Genomic DNA, 18,054 nt, shown 5'->3' on the forward strand with positions numbered 1-18,054 from the left:
AGCAGGGCTTCACCTCGCCCGAGAGAAAGTGAGGGAGCCATAGCGGCCCCCTCAGCAAATTGGCCTGTGCCGGTGGTCAGAGCGCGATGCGGTAGAGGCCAAAACCGTCGGCATTGGTGTCGCCAGTGGCTTCGATACTGATCGCTGATACGTCATCGACGTGACTGGCGGCCTTGGGGCCCGTGGCAAACAGCACGGTGGTGTCGCCAATCGGGGCGAGGGACCAGTTGCTGTCGGCCTTGGGATTGATGGTGCCCTGTTCGACGATGTAGCGGACAATGAGGTCGCGATTGGTATCGGGCCCCTTGAACACGATCACCTCGGCGTTGATGCCCGGGAAGTTGCCGCCGCCGCCTGCGCGATAGTTGTTGGTGGCAACGACAAACTTCTGTTCGGGATCGATCGGCTTGCCGTCAAACATCAAATCGATGATGCGGCTGGCCTCGGGGTTGGGCTCTTCCTTGCCGTCGGACGAGAAGCGCGAGGGTTGGGTGAGGTCGATCCTGTAGGTGACGCCGTCGATCACGTCGAAATTGTAGGACGGGAAGTCATTGTTGATCAGTTCGGCATCAACGGCGCCCTTCTCGATCTGGTTGAAGATGCCCGCCGAGCGCTCCAGCCAGTTCTTGACGTCGGCGCCGGTGATGACGACGGCCTGGATGGTGTTGGGATAGAGGTAGAGATCGGCGACGTTCTTGATGGCCACCGGGCCGACCGGGACGTCGGTATAGTAATCGGGACCGCCGCGACCACCCGCCTTGAAGGGCGCTGCGGCGGACAGGATCGGCAGATCCTCCCATTCGGTACCCTTCATCATCTGGGCAATGTACCAGGTCTGGGCCTGACTGACGATCTGCACCGATGGATCATCGGCGACGAGAGCGAAGTAGGAATAGAGCGGCGCGGCGGTCTCGCCGACGGCGCGGCGGATATAGTCGAGCGTTTCCAGATGCTCGGGTTCGGCCGCGGCAACCACCTCGGCCTCATCCTCGACCAGCGGATTGACCTTGCCGTCGACGCGCTCGGAAATCGGGCGCGCTTCGGCGGTGTGGGAGACGATGGTCCATTTGCCATCCGCATCCTGCTCGAGCAGCAGGTCGATCAGGCCCATATGGCTGCCCCAGAAGCCGGCCATGACCGCAGGCTTGCCATTGAGTGTGCCGGCGGCAATGTCGGCGCCTTCAACGCCCTCATAATCGGGGCCGGGGAACACCAGATGCTGGTGGCCGGTGAGCACGACGTCGATGCCATCAATGGCGGCCAGTTGCAGCGAGGCGTTTTCCGCGCCCGTCGCCTGATCGGCGGCGATGCCGGAATGGGACAGGGCGATAATGAGTTCGGCACCTTCCTCGCGCATTCTGGGGATATAGGCCTGGGCGGTTTCGACGATGTCGCGGGTGTTGACCTTGCCAGCCAGATGGGTGGCGTCCCAGGTCATGATCTGGGGCGGCAGGAAGCCGATCAGGCCGATCTTGATGGTCTGGGTGGCGCCCGAGCCGTCCACCAGTTGCTTTTCGACGATGATATAGGGCTTGATATAGGTGGTGTCGCTCAGCGGCTCCGCCGCCAGTTCGCCCCTGACCAGGTTCGCCGAGACGAAGGGGAATTCAGCGCCGGCCAGGGCCTTGTCGAGATAGTCGAGCCCGTAGTTGAATTCGTGATTGCCCAGGGTGGCCGCTTCGTAGCCCAGCGTGTTCATGGCGGCGATGATGGGATGCACATTGTCCTCAAGGCCCTTCTCATAGGCCAGGTAGTCGCCCATGGGATTGCCCTGGATGATGTCGCCATTGTCGATCAGCATGGAATTGCCGGCTTCGGCACGGATCGCCTCGATGAGCGAGGCGGTGCGCGCCAGGCCCATCGTGTTGTTGGGAGCATCGGCATAGTAGTCATAGGCGAAGACGGCGACGTGCAGATCGGTGGTTTCGAGAATGCGCAGATGGGCCTGATTGGCCTGGGCCATGGCCGCGAAGGGGTGCATGGCGGCGATGGCGCCGACGCTGGCCGAACCGGCGAGGAATGTGCGCCGCGAGATCTTGGGCAGGAAATTCATGGGTCGTCTCCCTGAGGCGTTCATGTGGTGAACTGAACATTCGGGGGCGCAGTGCTCCCGAAAACCGGCGCAGTGTCCGGCGGTGGCGCTCCGGAGGGAGCGAACATGCTCATGCCGTCCTGAGGTGACGCTTGAATGACGGCTGGACCTCGACGCTAGGGATTTTTGATCGGCTGGTCAATTTGTGACTGCGCAGGCAAAGGCGCCGCGCGGTCGGCGGACCGGACGGTTGGGCAGGTGAGCGGACCCCGAGACGGCTTTCGCCTCTGGTAAGTTAAAATAGTGAGACGAAACCGCCTCGGGACGCCGGTTTTTGGAACTGTACGGCGGCACGGGGGTCGCTCGCCCCCACACGGCCGGACTGGAACCTGTGCGGCAGGCAAAGACCACACCCGGCTCACCCCGCCACTGTTCGCCTGCAGGCCGCCCGTGCGGGGTGATGGGCAGCAGTATGCGCGCGGTTTGCGGGCCGGGGACAAGATGGACAGGTAAATCGTGCAGGATGGTGGCGTGGACCGGAACGGTTTGCATCGGCGGCCCTTATTGCTAGGAACAAGTCACACGGAGAAGTGCACAGCATGAAATGGCGCGGTCGGCAGCAGAGTTCGAATATTGATGATCGGCGCGGCCAGAGCGGCGGCCTGGGTGGCAGTCCGTTCGGGCGCGGCGGCGGCGGCTTTCGCATGCCGACGGGTGGCGGGCGCGGCGGACGCGGCGGCATTGGCAGCCTGATCGGCATTGTGGCGGTGCTCGGCATCATCTGGCTGGTGACGGGGCAGAACCCGATCGACATGCTGACGGGCTCGGGCAGCAGCAGTTCGACCAGCGCGTCCAGCCAGGCGCCGGCCAGTGCCGAGCAGGCGGAGCTGCGCAGCTTTGTCGGCGTGGTGGTCAAGGAAACCGAAGATCTGTGGACCGAGGTGTTTGCCGCGCAGAATCAGGATTATCCCGAGCCGGTGGTGGTGCTGTTTACCGGACAGGTGAACACGGCCTGCGGCGCGGCGGATTCGCGGACCGGGCCGTTCTACTGCCCGGGCGACCAGAAGGTTTATATCGATCTGAGCTTTTACGACCAGTTGCGCGACCAGTTCGGCGCGCCGGGGGATTTTGCCCAGGCCTATGTGCTGGCGCATGAAGTGGGGCACCACATCCAGAACATCACCGGCGTGTTGCCCGAGTTCAACAGCCGGCGCGCCAGCATGAGCCAGGAGGAGGCCAATGCCTATTCGGTGCGGGTGGAGCTGCAGGCCGATTGCTATGCGGGCGTCTGGGCCAATTATGCCGGCCAGGAAAACCTGCTCGAGCAGGGCGATATCGAGGAGGCGCTGAACGCGGCCAACCAGATCGGCGATGATACGCTGCAAAAGCAGATGCAGGGCTTTGCCGTGCCCAAGACGTTCAATCACGGTACGTCGGCGCAGCGCAAGGAATGGTTCGAACGCGGCTTCACGACCGGCAATCCCGGCGCTTGTGACACGTTTGCGGGCAGCGTGTGACGACAGCAGGCGCGGGGTGACGGGTGGACAAGCGCGGCGTGCCGGGCGATAGCGCTGGACGTATTTGTCCCAGCCGAGCACACCAGCCATGATCCCGCGCCTGCTCCATTTCACCTGGAAAACCACCGAGCTGCCGCGCGAGATGGCGGCCTATTACCGCCAGTGGCAGCAATTGCACCCGGACTGGGAGATCAGGCTGTGGACTGACGAGAGCATGCGCGCCTTTGTGGCCGAGGCCTATCCCGATTTCCTGGCCGTCTATGACAGCTACCCCAAGATGATCCAGCGGGCCGATGCGTTCCGCTACCTGGTGCTGGGCAAGCTGGGGGGGATCTACGCCGATCTCGATGTCGAGCCGTTCGCGCCGATGACGCCGCTGCTCGAGCATGACGCCTTTATCGGCGTCGAACCGCTCGAACACATCTTCCCCGACCGCATCCATCAAGGGGTGCCGTTCCTGTTCACCAATGCCTTCATGGGCTCGGTGCCCGACCATGCGCTATGGCAAAAGATCATTGCGGCGCTGCCCGGGCTGGTGGGGCAGGAGACGTTCTACGCCACCGGACCGTCGATGATCACGGCGATGATGCTGGGGCTGCCGCGGGCCGAGCGACCCGTGCTGCTGTTGCCCGAAGTGTGGTCGCCGCTGCTGTCCAATGGCAAGCGGACGCGCAGCGATGGGCGTGCCCGCCAGCTGCTGGCCGGGCTGGGCACGGTGATCGGCGCGGAGACGGGGCGGCTGGTGTCGCACAAATGGCTGACCACCTGGGTGCCCTGGCACATGCGGGCGAACCGGCTGGTGGAGGTGCTGCAGGTGCCCACGACCATCAAATGGTGGCTGCGGCGGCAGCGGCATCGGGCGCTGGCAAGGATCGTCATCCCCGACCCGATTGCGCCCTATCTCGAGCAGGCGCCGGCGCCTCTCGATGACTATCCCCTGGTGCATGTCGCGGTACGGCTGGGCGGGGCTCCGCTCAGTCCCGCGCTGGGGCGGGCGCTGGCGGGGCTGGACTATCCGCGCGAAAAACTGTCGCTGCAGTTTTTCGCCGATGCCGATGCTGCTGATCTGGCGGCGATCAGCGCTTCGGTGACGAGGGCGGGGTTTGCCGGGCCGGTGACGGCCATCAAGGGTGTTGGCACGGCGTCAGGGCTCAATGCCATGCTGGCGGCCCGGCCGGTCGAGGCTGAGTTCGTGCTGCTGGTGGATGGGTCCATCAGCGCGGTGCCGGCCGATGCGCTGGTGCGGATGCTGGAAGCGCGGCGGCCGGTAGTGGCGGCCAGCTGTGTCGACGGCGTTGGGCACAACGCGGACCCGGCGCTGTTCCGCTATCGGCACGGGGGCAGTTTCAAGGTGCTGTACAAGGATGGTGGCGCCACAGGCGCGCTGCGGGGCGATGGGGAGCACCGCGTCCATCTGAACGAGCAGAAGGTGTTCAGCGTGTTGCCGCTGGACGGGGTGGGGGAGAGCTTTGTGCTGATCAACCGCGCTGCGCTGGCGGCTGGCGTGGGCTATGGCGAAACGCCCTACAAGCTGCATCGGGGTGGCGAGGCGCTGGGCATCATGGCGCGCGACCTCGGGTTTGAGGTGGCGGGGCTGCCGCAGCTGGAGGTGGTGCGGTCCACCTAAGAGAAAAGGCGCCTTGCGGCGCCCTTTCCGGTTATTCCGCCATTGCCGTGGGGGCGACGTATTCGGGCTCGGGCGCCATGCCCTTCTGGGTGCGCACATGGTTGAGGAAGCGCGTGAACAGATAGTGGCTGTCGCGCGGGCCGGGGCTGGCCTCGGGGTGGTACTGCACCGAGAAGATGGGCTTGCCATCGACGCTGAGGCCGGCATTGGACTGATCGAACAGCGACATATGGGTTTCGGTGACGCCGGCCGGCAGGCTGGCCTTGTCGACGGCAAAGCCGTGGTTCATCGAGGTGATTTCCACCTTGCCGGTGGTCAGATCCTTGACCGGATGGTTGGCGCCGTGATGGCCCTGGTGCATTTTCGAGGTGGTGGCGCCCAGCGCGAGGCCAAGCAGCTGGTGGCCCAGGCAGATGCCAAAGACCGGCTTGCCGGTGGCCATCAGCGCCTGGATGGTGGGCACGGCATAGACGCCGGTGGCGGACGGATCGCCGGGGCCGTTGGACAGGAAGATGCCATCGGGCTGGTGCGAGAGGACTTCCTCGGCGGTGGCGGTGGCGGGCACGACGGTGACCTTGGCGCCCTGATCGGCCAGGCAGCGCAGGATATTGCGCTTGGCGCCATAGTCGATGGCGACGATGTGGAACTGGGGATCCTCGAGCCTGCCATAGCCCTTGTTCCAGACCCAGCCGGTCTGATCCCAGTGGTAGGTCTGGGCGGTGGTGACTTCCTTGGCCAGATCGAGACCTTCAAGGCCGGGAAAGGCCTTGAGCTCGGCCATGATGGAGGGCTCGTCGAAGGCGCCATCTGCGGCATGGGCAATGACGCCATTGGGCATGCCGTGCTCGCGGATCAGGGCGGTCAGGGCGCGGGTGTCGATGCCGGTGATGCCGATGATGTTGCGCTTCTTGAGCCAGACATCGAGTTTTTCGGCGGCGCGATAATTGGAGGGGTTGGTGATGTCGGCCTTGAGCACGACGCCGCGGACGCCCGACAGGGCGGCCATGTTGACCGTCTCGATGTCTTCGTCATTGGCGCCGACATTGCCGATATGGGGGAAGGTGAAGGTGACGATCTGGCCGGCATAGGACGGATCGGTCAGCACTTCCTGGTAGCCGGTCATGGCGGTGTTGAAACACACTTCGCCAGCGGCGTGACCAATGGCGCCGATGCCGCGGCCTTCCAGGCGCGTACCGTCTGCCAGGATCAGAACTGCGGTCGCGGGGGATTGCTGCCAACCGGTCATGGGGGCCTCCAAAAATTGGTTTCAGGTGCTCGCGCAGCCAAAGCATGAAAAGTTGTCGAACTTTTCCTGACCACGCATCCGACGATGTCGATTGAGGCCTCCTATTAGAAGCCTGATCGCGGCGGCGCAAGTGGCGACGCGGGTCGATTGGGCCTATATGGGTCACGAATTACGCACAACAAGAGGATTATGCCCATGCGCGACCAGTTCAGTGAAGGCCTCAAGACCGCCCTGAGGGCCCGCGATCAGCGGCGCACCGCCACCCTGCGGGCGATCACGGCGGCAATCCAGGACCGCGATATCGCGATCCGGCAGGAGAATCGCGGCCCGGCGACCAATGAAGAGATTCTGGCGATCATCCAGAAGATGGTGAAGCAGCGCGAGGAGAGCTTTGCCATTTATGCGCAGGCCGGCCGGGCCGATCTGGCGACGGTGGAAAAGGAAGAAATCGACATCCTCAACGAGTTCCTGCCCAAGGGGCTGAGCGAGGCCGAGGTCGATGCCGCCATCGTGGCGGCGATTGCCGCGACCGGCGCCGAGGGCGCCAAGGACATGGGCAAGGTGATTGGCCAGCTCAAGGCCGACTATCCCGGTCGCATCGATTTCGGCAAGGCCAGCGGCAAGGTGCGCGCGGCGCTCAGCTGACTATTGGGCCGCCACCGCGCCGGTGAGGCCCGGCGGGGTGGCATTGCTGCGCTGCTCGCGCAGATGGGAGTAGATGGCGACAGCAACGGCCAGGATCAGCGCCACGGTGCCGATCAGGGGCAGGGCGCGATAGCCCAGGCCGTTCTCGATCGCGGCGGCGCCCAGCACGGCGCCAATGGCGATGCCGACATTGAAGCCGCTGGGAATGAGCGAGGATGCCAGATTGGGGGCATCGGCAGCCCAGGCCAGAATGCGGGTCTGCACCGGCGAGCCAAAGGCAAAGTTGACGCCACCCCAGAGCACCACCGTGATGGCCATGGCGATGGGGTAGGGGCTGACCAGATACAGCGCGGTGAAGGCCACGACCTGCAGGCCCAGAATCGCGATGAGCGAGGGCATCAGTTTCCAGTCGGCCAGACGGCCGCCGATGAACACGCCGATGGTGGAGCCGACGCCATAGAGCAGCAGCACCCAGGGCACCATGTTGACGTCGAGCCCCGTCACGTCGCGCAGCAGCGGGGCGATATAGGTGAACAGGCTGTACTGGCCGATCATCACCAGCATGACGATGATCAGCGAGGTGATGATCTGCTGGCGGCCCAGCGCCCGGAATTCGCGGCGGAAGCTGCCGCTGGTGGCGGCGGCGCCGGCGGTGCGGGGCAGGGCGATGGCGATGATCAGCGTGGCCAGCAGCCCAAGCGCGCCGACCGCCCAGAAGGTGGCGCGCCAGCCCAGCGCATTGCCGATGGCCGTGCCGCCGGGGACGCCCAGAATGTTGGACACGGTCAGGCCGGACAGGATCAGCGCGACAGCAAAGCCGCGCTTGTCCCTGGGCACCAGGCCAACCGCGACAATGGCGGCAATGCCGAAATAGGTGCCATGGGCGACCGAGACGATGACCCGGGCGGCCATCAGCAGTTCAAAGTTGGGCGCCAGGGCGCACAGCACCTGGCCCAGGGTGAAGACGGCGCCCAGCGCAATGATCAGGGCCTTGCGCGAGATCTTCTTGGTGGTCACGGCCAGCAGGGGGCCGCCAATGGCAATGCCGACCGCGTAGCCGCTCACCAGATAGCCGGCGACGGGAATGGTCACATTGAGCCCGCCGGCCACCTCGGGCAGCACGCCGGCAATGACGAATTCGGCGGTGCCGAAAGCGAAAGCGGCGAGAAACAGGGCGAACAGGGGCAGGGACATGGCGCATGACCGCCGAAGGCGGGCCTCAATTGAAGCCACCTCAAACCACAGGCGGGGCAAGGCGGCAATCAACAAATTGCCCGGGCGTCTATAGAAAAGCTGCAACGATGAAGGCTTGGCAATGGCGGTAACTCGGTTACACTCGGCGCCGGGACAGATGGTCTTGCGGCCCTGGAGGCAAACATGACGGTATCGGCTGACACGAAACGACGCTTTGCATATGCAACGGCACTGCGCGGCCTTTTCATGCTCGTGGCGGGGCTCTATGCGGTGATCTGGCCCACGGAGGCGCTGACCATCCTGGTGCTGGCCGGCGGCATCCTGCTCGCAATTGACGGTGTGCTGGGGCTATGGAGCCTGACCTTTGGCGGCGGCAAGAGCGGCAATTACTGGTTTGACGTGGTGTCCAATGTGCTCTCGCTCATCCTGGGCGTGGTGATCCTGCTCAGCCCGCTGCTGGCGACAATCTTCACGGTCACCCTGATGGCGGGCCTGGTCGGTATCATCGCGCTGGTGGTGGGGATCATGCAGATCGTGGTGATTACCCGCGAGCGTGAGCACTATGCACGGATCTGGCCGGTGGTGCTGTCGGGCGTGTCCTATGTACTGCTTGGCCTGGTGTTCCTGTTCTTCCCGCTGCTGAGTGCCTCGATCGGGGTGATTTTCGGTGGTGTGGTGCTGATCATGCTGTCGTTTGGGCTGTTTGGCTGGGCCTGGCGGCTGTATCAGCGCAGCAAGTCGGTTTGACAAACGAGCATACAGGGCGATCTGACATGACGGAAATATCGGCTCCAGGCCGCTGGGACGCTGCGCGGGCCCGGGAATGGTATGCGCGCCTGCCATGGCTGGTCGGGGCCAATTACGTGCCCTCGACCGCCTCCAACCAGCTCGAGATGTGGCAGAAGGAGACGTTCAGCCCGGAGGTGATCGCGCGTGAGCTCGGCTGGGCGGCCGGACTGGGCATGAACTCGATGCGGGTGTTTCTGCATGACCTGCTCTGGGCGGATGATCCGGCAGGCTTCAGAGACCGGATCGAGCGCTACCTCGATATCGCCGCCGACCAGGGAATCAGCACCATGCTGGTGCTGTTCGACTCGGTGTGGAATCCCGACGTTGCCCTGGGCACGCAGCCGGCGCCCCGTCCGGGGGTTCACAATTCGCAATGGGTGCAGGGGCCGGGCAGGGCGCTTGCCGATCCCCATCAGTATGGGCGGCTGCAGGACTATGTCGAAGGGGTGGTCGGCGCCTTTGCCACGGACGAGCGCGTGCTGGTCTGGGACGTGTGGAATGAGCCGAGCAATCTCAATGGCGGGCGGTTCGCCGAGCTGGACAACAAGATCGAGCTGATCAGCGCGCTGTTGCCGCGCGTCTTCGAGTGGACGCGCAATGCCGGGCCGAGCCAGCCTTTGACCTCAGGGGTCTGGGCGGGGAAGACGCTCTATGACGATCCGCATGCCCGGATCCAGATCGAGAATTCGGACGTGGTCAGCTTCCATGACTATCAGACCCCGGAGGCGTTCGAGGCCAAGCTTCTCGGCCTGCCGCGGGATCGACCGCTGTTGCTGACCGAGTTCATGGCCCGGACGCCCGGCAGTACCTTCGAGGGCATCCTGCCGATTGCCAAGCGCGAGCGCATTGCCAGCTATTGCTGGGGGCTGGTGGCCGGGCGGTCACAGACGCTCTATCCGTGGGACAGCTGGACCAAGTCCTATGCGGATGCGCTACCCGATCCGTGGTTTCATGACGTGTTCCACGCCGACGGGCGGCCCTACCGGGAAGCCGAGGCGGCGTTCCTCAAGCAGATCACCGCCCGGGACGCCAGCTGATCAGCGGTAGATCACGGCGATGCCGGCGACGGCATCGTCCTGGCGATGGATTTTCGCGGCCACCGGCACGGTCAATTCGATATTGCCAAAGCCGTCCCAGCGCGGCGCCAGATCGGCGTCAGCGCCGATGGACAGAAAGCTGACGGCGTCGTCGGCAAGAGCGGCGCCAGCCGGGATCAGCGCCGCCTGGGTGTTTGGGTCGGTGTCGGGACCGCAGGTGCGGGTAAAGACCACCAGGTCAAACGTCGCGTCGGGCGCGGTGAGGCGGGCGCGCTCGATGCTGCTGCAGGTGGGCAGGGCCCCGGCGAGTAGCCAGAGCAGGGCGCCGACCAGCAGCGCCGGCAGGGTGGTGAACAGCACCAGATTGCGGAAACGGAACTTGCTGGAAATGGCCACGGAACGGTCCATGCTGTGGATAAGAACATGGGCCGTGACTCAGGCCCCGCGAATGCTTATCTAACATGTCATGCGCTTTTCCGATCAGTTTCTGGACGAGATCCGTCAACGGCTGCCCATCACGCAGGTGGTGGGCGAGCACGTCATGTGGGACAAGCGCAAGAGCCAGCCGGCCAAGGGCGATATGTGGGCCTGCTGCCCGTTTCACGGCGAAAAAAGCCCGAGTTTTCATGCTGATGACCGGCGCGGCATCTATCACTGCTTTGGCTGCGGCGTGTCGGGCGATCATTTTCGCTTTCTGACCGAAAAGGTCGGGATGAGCTTTCCCGAGGCGGTGGAACGGCTGGCCGAAATGGCGGGCCTGCCGATGCCGGCGCGCGACGAGCGGCAGGAACAGCGGGCCGCCGAGCGCAAGAGCCTGACCGATGTCATGGAACTGGCGACGAAATATTTCGAGGCCGCACTGAGCCATAATATCGGGGCGCGGGCACGCGGCTATCTGCTGGAACGCGGGGTATCGGCGCAGAGCCAGGCACGCTTCCGCATCGGCTTTGCGCCCGACAGCCGCAACGGGCTCAAGGAACACCTGGCGGCCAATGGCGTATCGGCGCAGGACATGATCGATACCGGCATGGTGGCGGTGCGCGAGAATGACCCGCTGCCCTATGACCGGTTCCGCAACCGGGTGATGTTCCCGATCATGGATTTTCGCGGCAAGGTGATCGCCTTTGGCGGGCGGGCCCTGTCAGCCGATGTGCCGGCCAAATATCTCAACTCGCCCGAGACCGAGCTGTTTCACAAAAGGCAGACCCTCTATAATGGGCAGACGGCGCGGCAGGCCGCGCGCGATGGTGGCACGATTGTCGTGGTGGAAGGCTATCTCGACGTGATTGCGGCGGTGGCGGCGGGCTTTGAGGGTACGGTGGCGCCGCTGGGCACGGCCCTGACCGAGGAACACCTGCAATTGCTGTGGCGGATGAGCCCGGACCCGATCCTGTGCTTTGACGGCGACAAGGCCGGACAGAAGGCGGCAGAACGCTCGGCCGATCTGGTGCTGCCCCATCTCAAGCCGGGGTTTACCGTGCGCATCGCCACCTTGCCGGAAGGGCAGGATCCCGATGACCTGATCAAGGAGCAGGGGCGCGCCGCGTTCGCCGATGTGCTGGACCGGGCGCGCAGCCTGTCGGATGTGATCTGGAGCATGGAAACCGGCGGGTTGGTGCCCGAGACGCCCGAAGCGCGGGCGGCGCTGCAGGCGCGGCTGCGCGAGCGCGCCAACTCGATCCAGGACTCCTCGGTGCGGTTCCATTACGGGCAGGCGTTCGATGAAAAGCTGCGGGCCTTTCTGGCGCCGGTGCGACAGAATCGCTTCGAGCCGCGCCACGGCCAGCAGCGCTATGGCCAGAGCGGCGCCTATGGCTATCCCGGCCGGGGCACGCCCAAGCTGGTGGTGTCGGACACCCTGCGCAATTCGCGGCTGCTCAAGCCGGGCTCGGTGGCGGACGCCACGCCGCGCGAGGCCGCGATCATCCTCAGCCTGGTCAATCACCCGGCGCTGGTGGAGGACAGTTTCGAAATGCTGGCCAATCTGGACTTTGAAACCCCGGCTGCGCAAAAAGTGATGAGCGAGATTCTCAACCTGGTGGTGCGCCATCACGACATCTCGGGCAATGACCTGAAAGCGGCGCTGGGCGTGCGTGGACATGGCGCAGCGCTGGCCCGGATGGAGGATGTGCTGATGCGGCAGGGGGTGTGGCAGATCGGCTCGGAGATCGCGCTGGCCGATGCCCAGACCGGATTGAGTCATGCCTTGGCCTTGCATAACAAGAAAGTTCAGCTAAATAGAGAGCTTAAAGCAGCCGAAGCAGCGCTGGGCGAAGTCCCGAGCGAAGAAACCTTTGAAAGGCTGCGGGACATCAAGAACCAGATTACCACTGTCGATGGCACCGAGGCATTGATCGAAGGATTTGGTTCGTTATCGGGGCGCGCGACACGCAGTTTTTAGAGAATGCTCTAAAAGCCAGCGCGTACGCGCGATTTCGCATATGATCATGCGATAAGTTCGAGACGGACCTGGTTGCTGCTGGCGTTAACGCCTTGGTGACCGAACCTTTACCTTGCTTTGAGGTGTCACCACTTAAAGCCTTATTCGGGCCCGAGCGCAGACGGGTGCCGACGGAGTACCAGATGGCCACCAAGGCAGCTACCAAAACCACCAAGGACAACGAGAAGCCGGAATCCGGCGCCCCTGAGGCGACGATGAATGACAGCCCGCTGCTCGACGTCAACGACGCCGCCGTCAAAAAGCTCATCAAGGTCGCCAAGAAGCGCGGCTATGTGACTTATGAAGAACTGAACGCAGTGATGCCCTCGGACGAGGTCAGCTCCGAACAGATCGAAGACTTCATGAGCATGTTCTCGGACATGGGCATCAATGTCGTCGACGAGGACGAGGTCGAAGAGACCGAAGTCGAAAAGGACGAAGAGGACCAGGGCCAGGAAGTGGCACCGGCCACCGGCACCGCCGTCGCCAGCACCTCCAACGCCAAGTCCGGCTCTGACCGTACCGATGACCCGGTGCGGATGTATCTGCGCGAAATGGGCTCGGTGGAACTGCTCAGCCGCGAGGGCGAAATCGCCATCGCCAAGCGCATCGAGGCCGGTCGCGAGACCATGATCGAAGGGCTGTGCGAAAGCCCGCTGACCTTCCAGGCCATCATCATCTGGCGCGACCAGCTCGCTGAAGGCGAAATTCTGCTGCGCGACATCATTGATCTCGAAGCGACCTATGCCGGCCCCGACGCCAAGCAGGCCGCACCGGCGCCCGACATGGCCAGCCTGATCGCCCCCAAGACGGTGGAATCGGCTGCCGAGCGGATCAAGGCGCAGACGCCGCGCCGCTCGACCAATGAGAATGGCGAATATGTGCCCGACGAGCCCAAGGCTCCGGAAGATCCGGCACCCGATGACGATGATGACGAGTTCGAGAACGCGCTGTCGCTGTCGGCAATGGAAGCCGAACTGAAGCCGCAGGTCGTCGAGACGTTTGACCGGATCGCCACGGCCTATGGCAAGATGCGCCAGATCCAGGATCGCAATGCGCAGGATCTGAGTGCGAAAGTCAGTGATGCCGACCGCAAGAAGATTGACGGTTTCCGCGCCGAAGTGATCGCCGACGTGAAGTCGCTGGCGCTCAACAATGGCCGTATCGAAAATCTGGTCGAGCAGCTCTACGACATCAACAAGCGCCTGGTGAAGCTTGAGGGCCGTCTGCTGCGTCTGGCCGAGAGCTATGGCGTCAAGCGCGAGAAGTTCCTCGAAAGCTATTACGGCCAGGAAGTGAACCCGGCCTGGGAAGCCAATCTGGCCGAATTCGATGGCAAGGGCTGGGGCGAGTTCGCCAAGCGCGAAGCCGACACGATCCGCGAAATCCGCGGCGACGTGGCGACGCTGGCGACCGAAGCGGGCCTGAATATCGGCGAATACCGCCGCATCGTGCACAAGGTGCAAAAGGGCGAGCGGGAAGCCGCGATCGCCAAGAAGGAAATGGTCGAGGCCAATCTGCGCCTGGTGATTTCCATTGCCAAGAAGTACACCAATCGCGGGTTGCAGTTCCTCGATCTGATCCAGGAAGGCAATATCGGCCTGATGAAGGCCGTCGACAAATTCGAATATCGCCGCGGCTACAAGTTCTCGACCTATGCGACGTGGTGGATCCGTCAGGCGATCACCCGCTCGATCGCCGATCAGGCGCGTACCATCCGTATTCCGGTGCACATGATCGAGACGATCAACAAGATCGTCCGCACCAGCCGGCAGATGCTGCATGAAATCGGCCGCGAACCGACCCCCGAGGAGCTCAGCGAAAAGCTGCAGATGCCTTTGGACAAGGTGCGCAAGGTGCTCAAGATCGCCAAGGAGCCAATCTCGCTCGAAACGCCGATTGGCGACGAGGAAGATTCCAACCTGGGCGATTTCATCCAGGACGTGAACGCGATCCAGCCGATCGATGCGGCGATCCAGAGCAATCTGCGCGAAACCACGACCCGGGTGCTGGCGTCGCTGACGCCGCGCGAGGAACGCGTGCTGCGCATGCGCTTTGGTATCGGCATGAACACTGACCATACGCTCGAAGAAGTGGGCCAGCAGTTCTCAGTGACGCGCGAGCGCATTCGCCAGATCGAGGCCAAGGCCCTGCGCAAGCTCAAGCATCCGAGCCGGAGCCGGAAGCTGCGGAGCTTCCTCGACAATTAGGAGCGGCTGGGAATGGCCGTTGCGCGGCTCAAGGTAACGGCCATAAGGGCCATCGTGCCGTTCAAGCTGGTGGTGAGTTTTTCAGACGAGTCTTCGGGCACGTTTGATGCCGCCAGCATGATCGGAGAGCGCGGCGAGGGCACCGAACCGTTGCGGGATCGACGGTTTTTTGCTTCGGTCGAACTGGCCAATGGTGTGCCGACTTGGCCGAACCACTTTGACATCTCGCCGGCGTGGCTGCGCGAGGAAATGGAAAAACGCGGCGAATTACGATTGCCGTTGCCGGTCCGCCGCAGGCGCTGAATCGGCCGCAAGAGGAGACGAAGCCATGTCGTTCTGGAAAAGCCTGTTTGGTGGTGGCGCGGCCGACGCCGCGCCCGCCGGTGACAAGGTGCTGGGCGAAGAGGCCTATAAGGGCTTTGCCATCAAGGCCATCGAAATGAAGGCCGGCAGCGAATTGCAGCTCGCCGGCACCATCGAGAAGACCATCGACGGGGTGCTCAAGACCCATCGCTTCGTTCGGGCCGACCGGATGAGCTCGCGCGACGACCTGACTGCCCTGGCGCTGTCCAAGGGCAAGCAGATCATTGACGAGCAGGGCGAGAAGATTTTCAGCTAGTTTCGACAGACAGAATTATTGGTGCAGCCGGGGCGCCTGCGGACCGAGAGGGTTCGCGGGGGCCATGCTGCCGCATAGGAGTATAAAACCATGGCCAGGAAACCCACCGCGCGCAGCGAATTCGTGATGTTTGACGTATTTTATGTCGATGGCAGCCAGCGTTCCAACCGCAAGGTCGATGCGGCCCTGCTGGGCGGCCTGGACGGGGACGAACCCGCCAAGGCCGCGATTGAAGAGCAGGACCGCCTGATCTCGGAGAAATCGGGCATGCCGCCGCTCGAGATCAAGACTCTCAAGCGCTCGGGGAAGTAGTCCCCAGCGCCTTGTCGATGGCCGGCTTTACCACCGTTCCATAAAGCTCGATGGCCTGCATGACCTTGGCGTGCGGCAGGGTGCCGACGCTGAGCTGCAGGCCGAAGCGGTCATGGCCGAACCATTCGTGCTGGGCCAGGATCTTGTCGATAATCTCCTGCGGCGAGCCCATGAAATAGGCGCCTTCGGGCGTCGAGCTGGCGTCGAACTGGCTGCGGCTGGTCGGCGGCCAGCCGCGCTCCTTGCCGATGCGGTTCATGGCCGCGCTATGGGCCGGATAGGCCAGGTCGCGCGCGTCCTGGCTGTCGGCCGCGATGAAGCCATGTGAACTGATGCCAACCGGCAGGGTTTTGGGGTCGCGCCCGACCTTGGTTGCGGTCTCACGATAGAATTCGACCAGTGGGGCGAACTGGCGTGGCTGGCCGCCGATGATGGCGATCATCAAGGGCAGGCCATGATAGGCGGCGCGGGCCACCGAATTGGGGGTGCCGCCAACCGCGATCCACAGCGGGATGGGTTGCTGACCGGCACCGGATAGAGCGCAATGCCGGCAATGGGCTTGGTGTGCTGGCCACCGGGCCAATTTATCGGGCCGCCCTGGCGCAGCTTGAGCAGCAGTTCGAGTTTTTCCTCGAACAGGCTGTCGTAGTCATTCAGATCGAGCCCGAACAGCGGAAAGCTCTCAACGAAGGAGCCGCGTCCGGCCATGATTTCGGCGCGGCCGTGGCTGAGATTGTCGAGCGTGGCGAACTGCTGGTAGACGCGGATCGGATCATCCGAACTCAGCACGGTGACCGCGGTGGAGAGGCGGATGGATTTGGTGCGCGCCGCGGCGGCCGCCAGAATGGTGACCGGCGCGGAGGCGGTATAATCGGGGCGGTGGTGCTCGCCCAGGCCATAAAAGGACAGGCCAAGCTGGTCCGCCAGCTCGATCTCCTCGAGCAGATCGCTCAGCCGCTCGGCGGGGCTCTGCAAGGCGCCGCCATTGAGCGGGTCGGGGGTGTTTTCCGCGAAGGAATAAAGGCCGAGTTCCATCTGGTCGCTCCTGGTTGGCCGACAGATGAACCCTGCCGGGCGAACGATCAAGAACGCACAGCGATGTAACCGCGCGGCGGGGCCGGCTCAAACGTTGCTGGACGAGGGGGTATAGGCAAAGGGGTTGGCGGCAGCCGGTGTCGGCTCCGGGGCACGTTCGCCCGCTGCCTTGTGGATTTCGCCGACCAGCGCGGGATCGAGTTTGAGCCTGGTGGCCAGGACATCGAGATAGGCGCGCTCGGAAGCGGTATCGGCCGAGATGGCGACCAGCGAGGCCGCGTAGATCTCGGTGGCATGGGCGGGGGTATCAGCGCGCGCCACGACGGCATTGATATCGAGCGGGGTCGAGAGTTCATCAAAGACCCAGGCTTTTTCCTCGGCCGACAGGTTCATCGTCTCCAGCCTGCCAAAGATGGCTTCCTTCTCGTCGGCATCGATACGGCCATCGGCCTTGGCGGCGGCGATCATGGCGCGGACCAGGGTCTTGCCCAGTTGTTCCTGGCTGGTGGCGTCGCTCGCGGGCGGGATGAACGCATCGCGCAGGGGCGTGGCCGCGGCACCATCGGGCTGGTTGTTCTGATAATTCTGCCAGGCGTTGTAAGCGAGGCCGCCGACAGCCGCCACGGCGCCGAGCTTGACGGCGTTGCCGGCAAGCTTGCCCAGACCGCCACCGCTCAGCAACATGCCGGCAGCCATACCGGCGGCGCCGGTCATCGCCGTGCGCCGGGTATCGGGATCGTTCTGAAGCGCATTGAGGATCTGGTCGATATTGAACATGGTGGCTCCCTTGGTGCTGGCTGGGGATGTGGGTAACAAAAACGCTCAGTGCAAGAGGCCGGTTTGTCCGGCAAAGCGCCTGGACAAACAAAGACCCCGGCGGGGCGACCGGGGCCTTCATTGCAGCCTGGTGGAGGTTCCAGGACTGCTGCCGACAGCAGGATTACTGGGCCGGTGCGGCGGGAGTGGCCGGGGCTTCAGTGGTCGTGCTGGTGGCAGGGTCAGCCGCGGGGGCTGGTGCTTCGGCTGCCGGAGCGGTTTCGGTGGCTGGTGCAGCGTCAGTCATCGGCGCGGCTTCAGGCGCCATGGCCGGTGCTTCAGTCATCGGCGCTGGGGCTGTGACTGGATCGGCTGGAGCTTCGACAGCTGGCGCGGTGTTCACGTCGACCGTGGTCGCTGGGCCGGAATTGGCGGAGAATACGAGGTAGCCGATGGCCAGCAGGGCCAAGGCAACGATAATGCCAACAAACCAGCCCGTGCCATTGCTTTCACGCGTATAGACGGTGCGGTTGCCATCATTGGTATAGACAGTGTCGCGTTCGGGAGTAGCCATAGTCGTAATCCTCTGTTCGAA

At 63.8% G+C, this 18,054-nt stretch carries 16 protein-coding genes and 1 pseudogene; 10 read left to right on the plus strand and 7 right to left on the minus strand.

What is annotated here, in order from left to right; translation table 11 throughout:
* Positions 1 to 76: 76 nt before the first annotated feature.
* The gene (locus ABFY71_RS09755; protein ID WP_347945799.1) at positions 77 to 2,053 is read right to left on the minus strand and encodes a bifunctional 2',3'-cyclic-nucleotide 2'-phosphodiesterase/3'-nucleotidase; all 1,977 of its coding nucleotides are present in this window, start codon (positions 2,051 to 2,053) and stop codon (positions 77 to 79) included.
* A 578-nt stretch (positions 2,054 to 2,631) separates the two neighbouring features.
* On the opposite strand from ABFY71_RS09755, the gene ypfJ reads away from it, so the two are divergent.
* Together ypfJ and ABFY71_RS09765 are read left to right on the plus strand one after the other, a co-directional pair.
* Positions 2,632 to 3,549, plus strand: coding sequence for a KPN_02809 family neutral zinc metallopeptidase (gene ypfJ, locus ABFY71_RS09760; protein ID WP_347945801.1), 918 nt, complete (start codon positions 2,632 to 2,634; stop codon positions 3,547 to 3,549).
* A gap of 88 nt (positions 3,550 to 3,637) precedes the next feature.
* Complete coding sequence (locus ABFY71_RS09765; RefSeq protein ID WP_347945802.1) at positions 3,638 to 5,176, plus strand: glycosyltransferase family 32 protein; 1,539 nt, start codon at positions 3,638 to 3,640, stop codon at positions 5,174 to 5,176.
* 31 nt (positions 5,177 to 5,207) lie between these two features.
* Here the strand turns inward: ABFY71_RS09765 and carA are convergent, their stop codons facing one another.
* Complete coding sequence (gene carA, locus ABFY71_RS09770; protein ID WP_347945803.1) at positions 5,208 to 6,422, minus strand: glutamine-hydrolyzing carbamoyl-phosphate synthase small subunit; 1,215 nt, start codon at positions 6,420 to 6,422, stop codon at positions 5,208 to 5,210.
* Between the two features lie 195 nt (positions 6,423 to 6,617).
* Between carA and ABFY71_RS09775 the strand changes: the two genes are divergently transcribed.
* Positions 6,618 to 7,067 (plus strand): GatB/YqeY domain-containing protein, encoded by a 450-nt coding sequence (locus tag ABFY71_RS09775; protein ID WP_347945804.1) that lies wholly within the window; start codon positions 6,618 to 6,620, stop codon positions 7,065 to 7,067.
* On the opposite strand, the gene ABFY71_RS09780 is transcribed toward ABFY71_RS09775, so the two are convergent.
* Positions 7,068 to 8,261, minus strand: coding sequence for an MFS transporter (locus ABFY71_RS09780; RefSeq protein ID WP_347945805.1), 1,194 nt, complete (start codon positions 8,259 to 8,261; stop codon positions 7,068 to 7,070).
* 183 nt (positions 8,262 to 8,444) lie between these two features.
* On the opposite strand from ABFY71_RS09780, the gene ABFY71_RS09785 reads away from it, so the two are divergent.
* Together ABFY71_RS09785 and ABFY71_RS09790 are read left to right on the plus strand one after the other, a co-directional pair.
* Positions 8,445 to 9,008 (plus strand): HdeD family acid-resistance protein, encoded by a 564-nt coding sequence (locus ABFY71_RS09785; protein ID WP_347945806.1) that lies wholly within the window; start codon positions 8,445 to 8,447, stop codon positions 9,006 to 9,008.
* Positions 9,009 to 9,034: 26 nt separating this feature from the next.
* Positions 9,035 to 10,087, plus strand: a complete 1,053-nt coding sequence (locus ABFY71_RS09790) for a glycoside hydrolase 5 family protein (RefSeq protein WP_347945807.1) — start codon at positions 9,035 to 9,037, stop codon at positions 10,085 to 10,087.
* On the opposite strand, the gene ABFY71_RS09795 is transcribed toward ABFY71_RS09790, so the two are convergent.
* Entirely contained in the window at positions 10,088 to 10,483 is a 396-nt protein-coding gene (locus ABFY71_RS09795; RefSeq protein WP_347945808.1) for a hypothetical protein, read from the minus strand.
* A gap of 70 nt (positions 10,484 to 10,553) precedes the next feature.
* On the opposite strand from ABFY71_RS09795, the gene dnaG reads away from it, so the two are divergent.
* The 5 genes from dnaG (at position 10,554) to ABFY71_RS09820 (ending at position 15,668) form a co-directional block, all read left to right on the plus strand.
* On the plus strand, positions 10,554 to 12,488 hold the full coding sequence (gene dnaG / locus ABFY71_RS09800; RefSeq protein ID WP_347945809.1) for a DNA primase: 1,935 nt from the start codon (positions 10,554 to 10,556) through the stop codon (positions 12,486 to 12,488).
* A gap of 182 nt (positions 12,489 to 12,670) precedes the next feature.
* The gene (gene rpoD / locus ABFY71_RS09805; protein WP_371136195.1) at positions 12,671 to 14,737 is read left to right on the plus strand and encodes an RNA polymerase sigma factor RpoD; all 2,067 of its coding nucleotides are present in this window, start codon (positions 12,671 to 12,673) and stop codon (positions 14,735 to 14,737) included.
* Between the two features lie 12 nt (positions 14,738 to 14,749).
* The gene (locus ABFY71_RS09810) at positions 14,750 to 15,040 is read left to right on the plus strand and encodes a DUF2442 domain-containing protein (protein WP_305579876.1); all 291 of its coding nucleotides are present in this window, start codon (positions 14,750 to 14,752) and stop codon (positions 15,038 to 15,040) included.
* 25 nt (positions 15,041 to 15,065) lie between these two features.
* Entirely contained in the window at positions 15,066 to 15,356 is a 291-nt protein-coding gene (locus tag ABFY71_RS09815) for an HlyU family transcriptional regulator (RefSeq protein WP_347945810.1), read from the plus strand.
* A 90-nt stretch (positions 15,357 to 15,446) separates the two neighbouring features.
* Positions 15,447 to 15,668: a hypothetical protein gene (locus ABFY71_RS09820; protein ID WP_305579874.1), complete on the plus strand. Its 222-nt coding sequence runs from the start codon at positions 15,447 to 15,449 to the stop codon at positions 15,666 to 15,668.
* Here the strand turns inward: ABFY71_RS09820 and ABFY71_RS09825 are convergent.
* The 3 genes and pseudogenes from ABFY71_RS09825 to ABFY71_RS09835 all read right to left on the minus strand — a co-directional run bounded on the left by ABFY71_RS09825 (position 15,649) and on the right by ABFY71_RS09835 (position 18,033).
* Positions 15,649 to 16,703, minus strand: a pseudogene (locus ABFY71_RS09825) (Atu2307/SP_0267 family LLM class monooxygenase). The gene ABFY71_RS09820 and the pseudogene ABFY71_RS09825 sit on opposite strands and share 20 nt — an antisense overlap.
* A gap of 87 nt (positions 16,704 to 16,790) precedes the next feature.
* Positions 16,791 to 17,480, minus strand: a complete 690-nt coding sequence (locus ABFY71_RS09830) for a tellurite resistance TerB family protein (protein ID WP_347945811.1) — start codon at positions 17,478 to 17,480, stop codon at positions 16,791 to 16,793.
* A gap of 163 nt (positions 17,481 to 17,643) precedes the next feature.
* Positions 17,644 to 18,033, minus strand: a complete 390-nt coding sequence (locus ABFY71_RS09835) for a hypothetical protein (RefSeq protein WP_347945812.1) — start codon at positions 18,031 to 18,033, stop codon at positions 17,644 to 17,646.
* Between the last annotated feature and the right edge of the window lie 21 nt (positions 18,034 to 18,054).

Origin of the sequence: Devosia alba (assembly GCF_039938915.1) — a bacterium.
GTDB classification, from domain to species: Bacteria; Pseudomonadota; Alphaproteobacteria; order Rhizobiales; family Devosiaceae; genus Devosia; species Devosia alba.

Coding starts and splice junctions, on each gene's coding strand:
- ABFY71_RS09835 (WP_347945812.1), bottom strand. CDS start 18,033: ATGGCTACTCCCGAACGCGACACTGTCTATACCAATGATGGCAACCGC.
- dnaG (WP_347945809.1), top strand. CDS start 10,554: ATGCGCTTTTCCGATCAGTTTCTGGACGAGATCCGTCAACGGCTGCCC.
- ABFY71_RS09780 (WP_347945805.1), bottom strand. CDS start 8,261: ATGTCCCTGCCCCTGTTCGCCCTGTTTCTCGCCGCTTTCGCTTTCGGC.
- ABFY71_RS09830 (WP_347945811.1), bottom strand. CDS start 17,480: ATGTTCAATATCGACCAGATCCTCAATGCGCTTCAGAACGATCCCGAT.
- carA (WP_347945803.1), bottom strand. CDS start 6,422: ATGACCGGTTGGCAGCAATCCCCCGCGACCGCAGTTCTGATCCTGGCA.
- ABFY71_RS09810 (WP_305579876.1), top strand. CDS start 14,750: ATGGCCGTTGCGCGGCTCAAGGTAACGGCCATAAGGGCCATCGTGCCG.
- ABFY71_RS09785 (WP_347945806.1), top strand. CDS start 8,445: ATGACGGTATCGGCTGACACGAAACGACGCTTTGCATATGCAACGGCA.
- ypfJ (WP_347945801.1), top strand. CDS start 2,632: ATGAAATGGCGCGGTCGGCAGCAGAGTTCGAATATTGATGATCGGCGC.
- ABFY71_RS09775 (WP_347945804.1), top strand. CDS start 6,618: ATGCGCGACCAGTTCAGTGAAGGCCTCAAGACCGCCCTGAGGGCCCGC.
- rpoD (WP_371136195.1), top strand. CDS start 12,671: ATGGCCACCAAGGCAGCTACCAAAACCACCAAGGACAACGAGAAGCCG.
- ABFY71_RS09755 (WP_347945799.1), bottom strand. CDS start 2,053: ATGAATTTCCTGCCCAAGATCTCGCGGCGCACATTCCTCGCCGGTTCG.
- ABFY71_RS09790 (WP_347945807.1), top strand. CDS start 9,035: ATGACGGAAATATCGGCTCCAGGCCGCTGGGACGCTGCGCGGGCCCGG.
- ABFY71_RS09815 (WP_347945810.1), top strand. CDS start 15,066: ATGTCGTTCTGGAAAAGCCTGTTTGGTGGTGGCGCGGCCGACGCCGCG.
- ABFY71_RS09820 (WP_305579874.1), top strand. CDS start 15,447: ATGGCCAGGAAACCCACCGCGCGCAGCGAATTCGTGATGTTTGACGTA.
- ABFY71_RS09765 (WP_347945802.1), top strand. CDS start 3,638: ATGATCCCGCGCCTGCTCCATTTCACCTGGAAAACCACCGAGCTGCCG.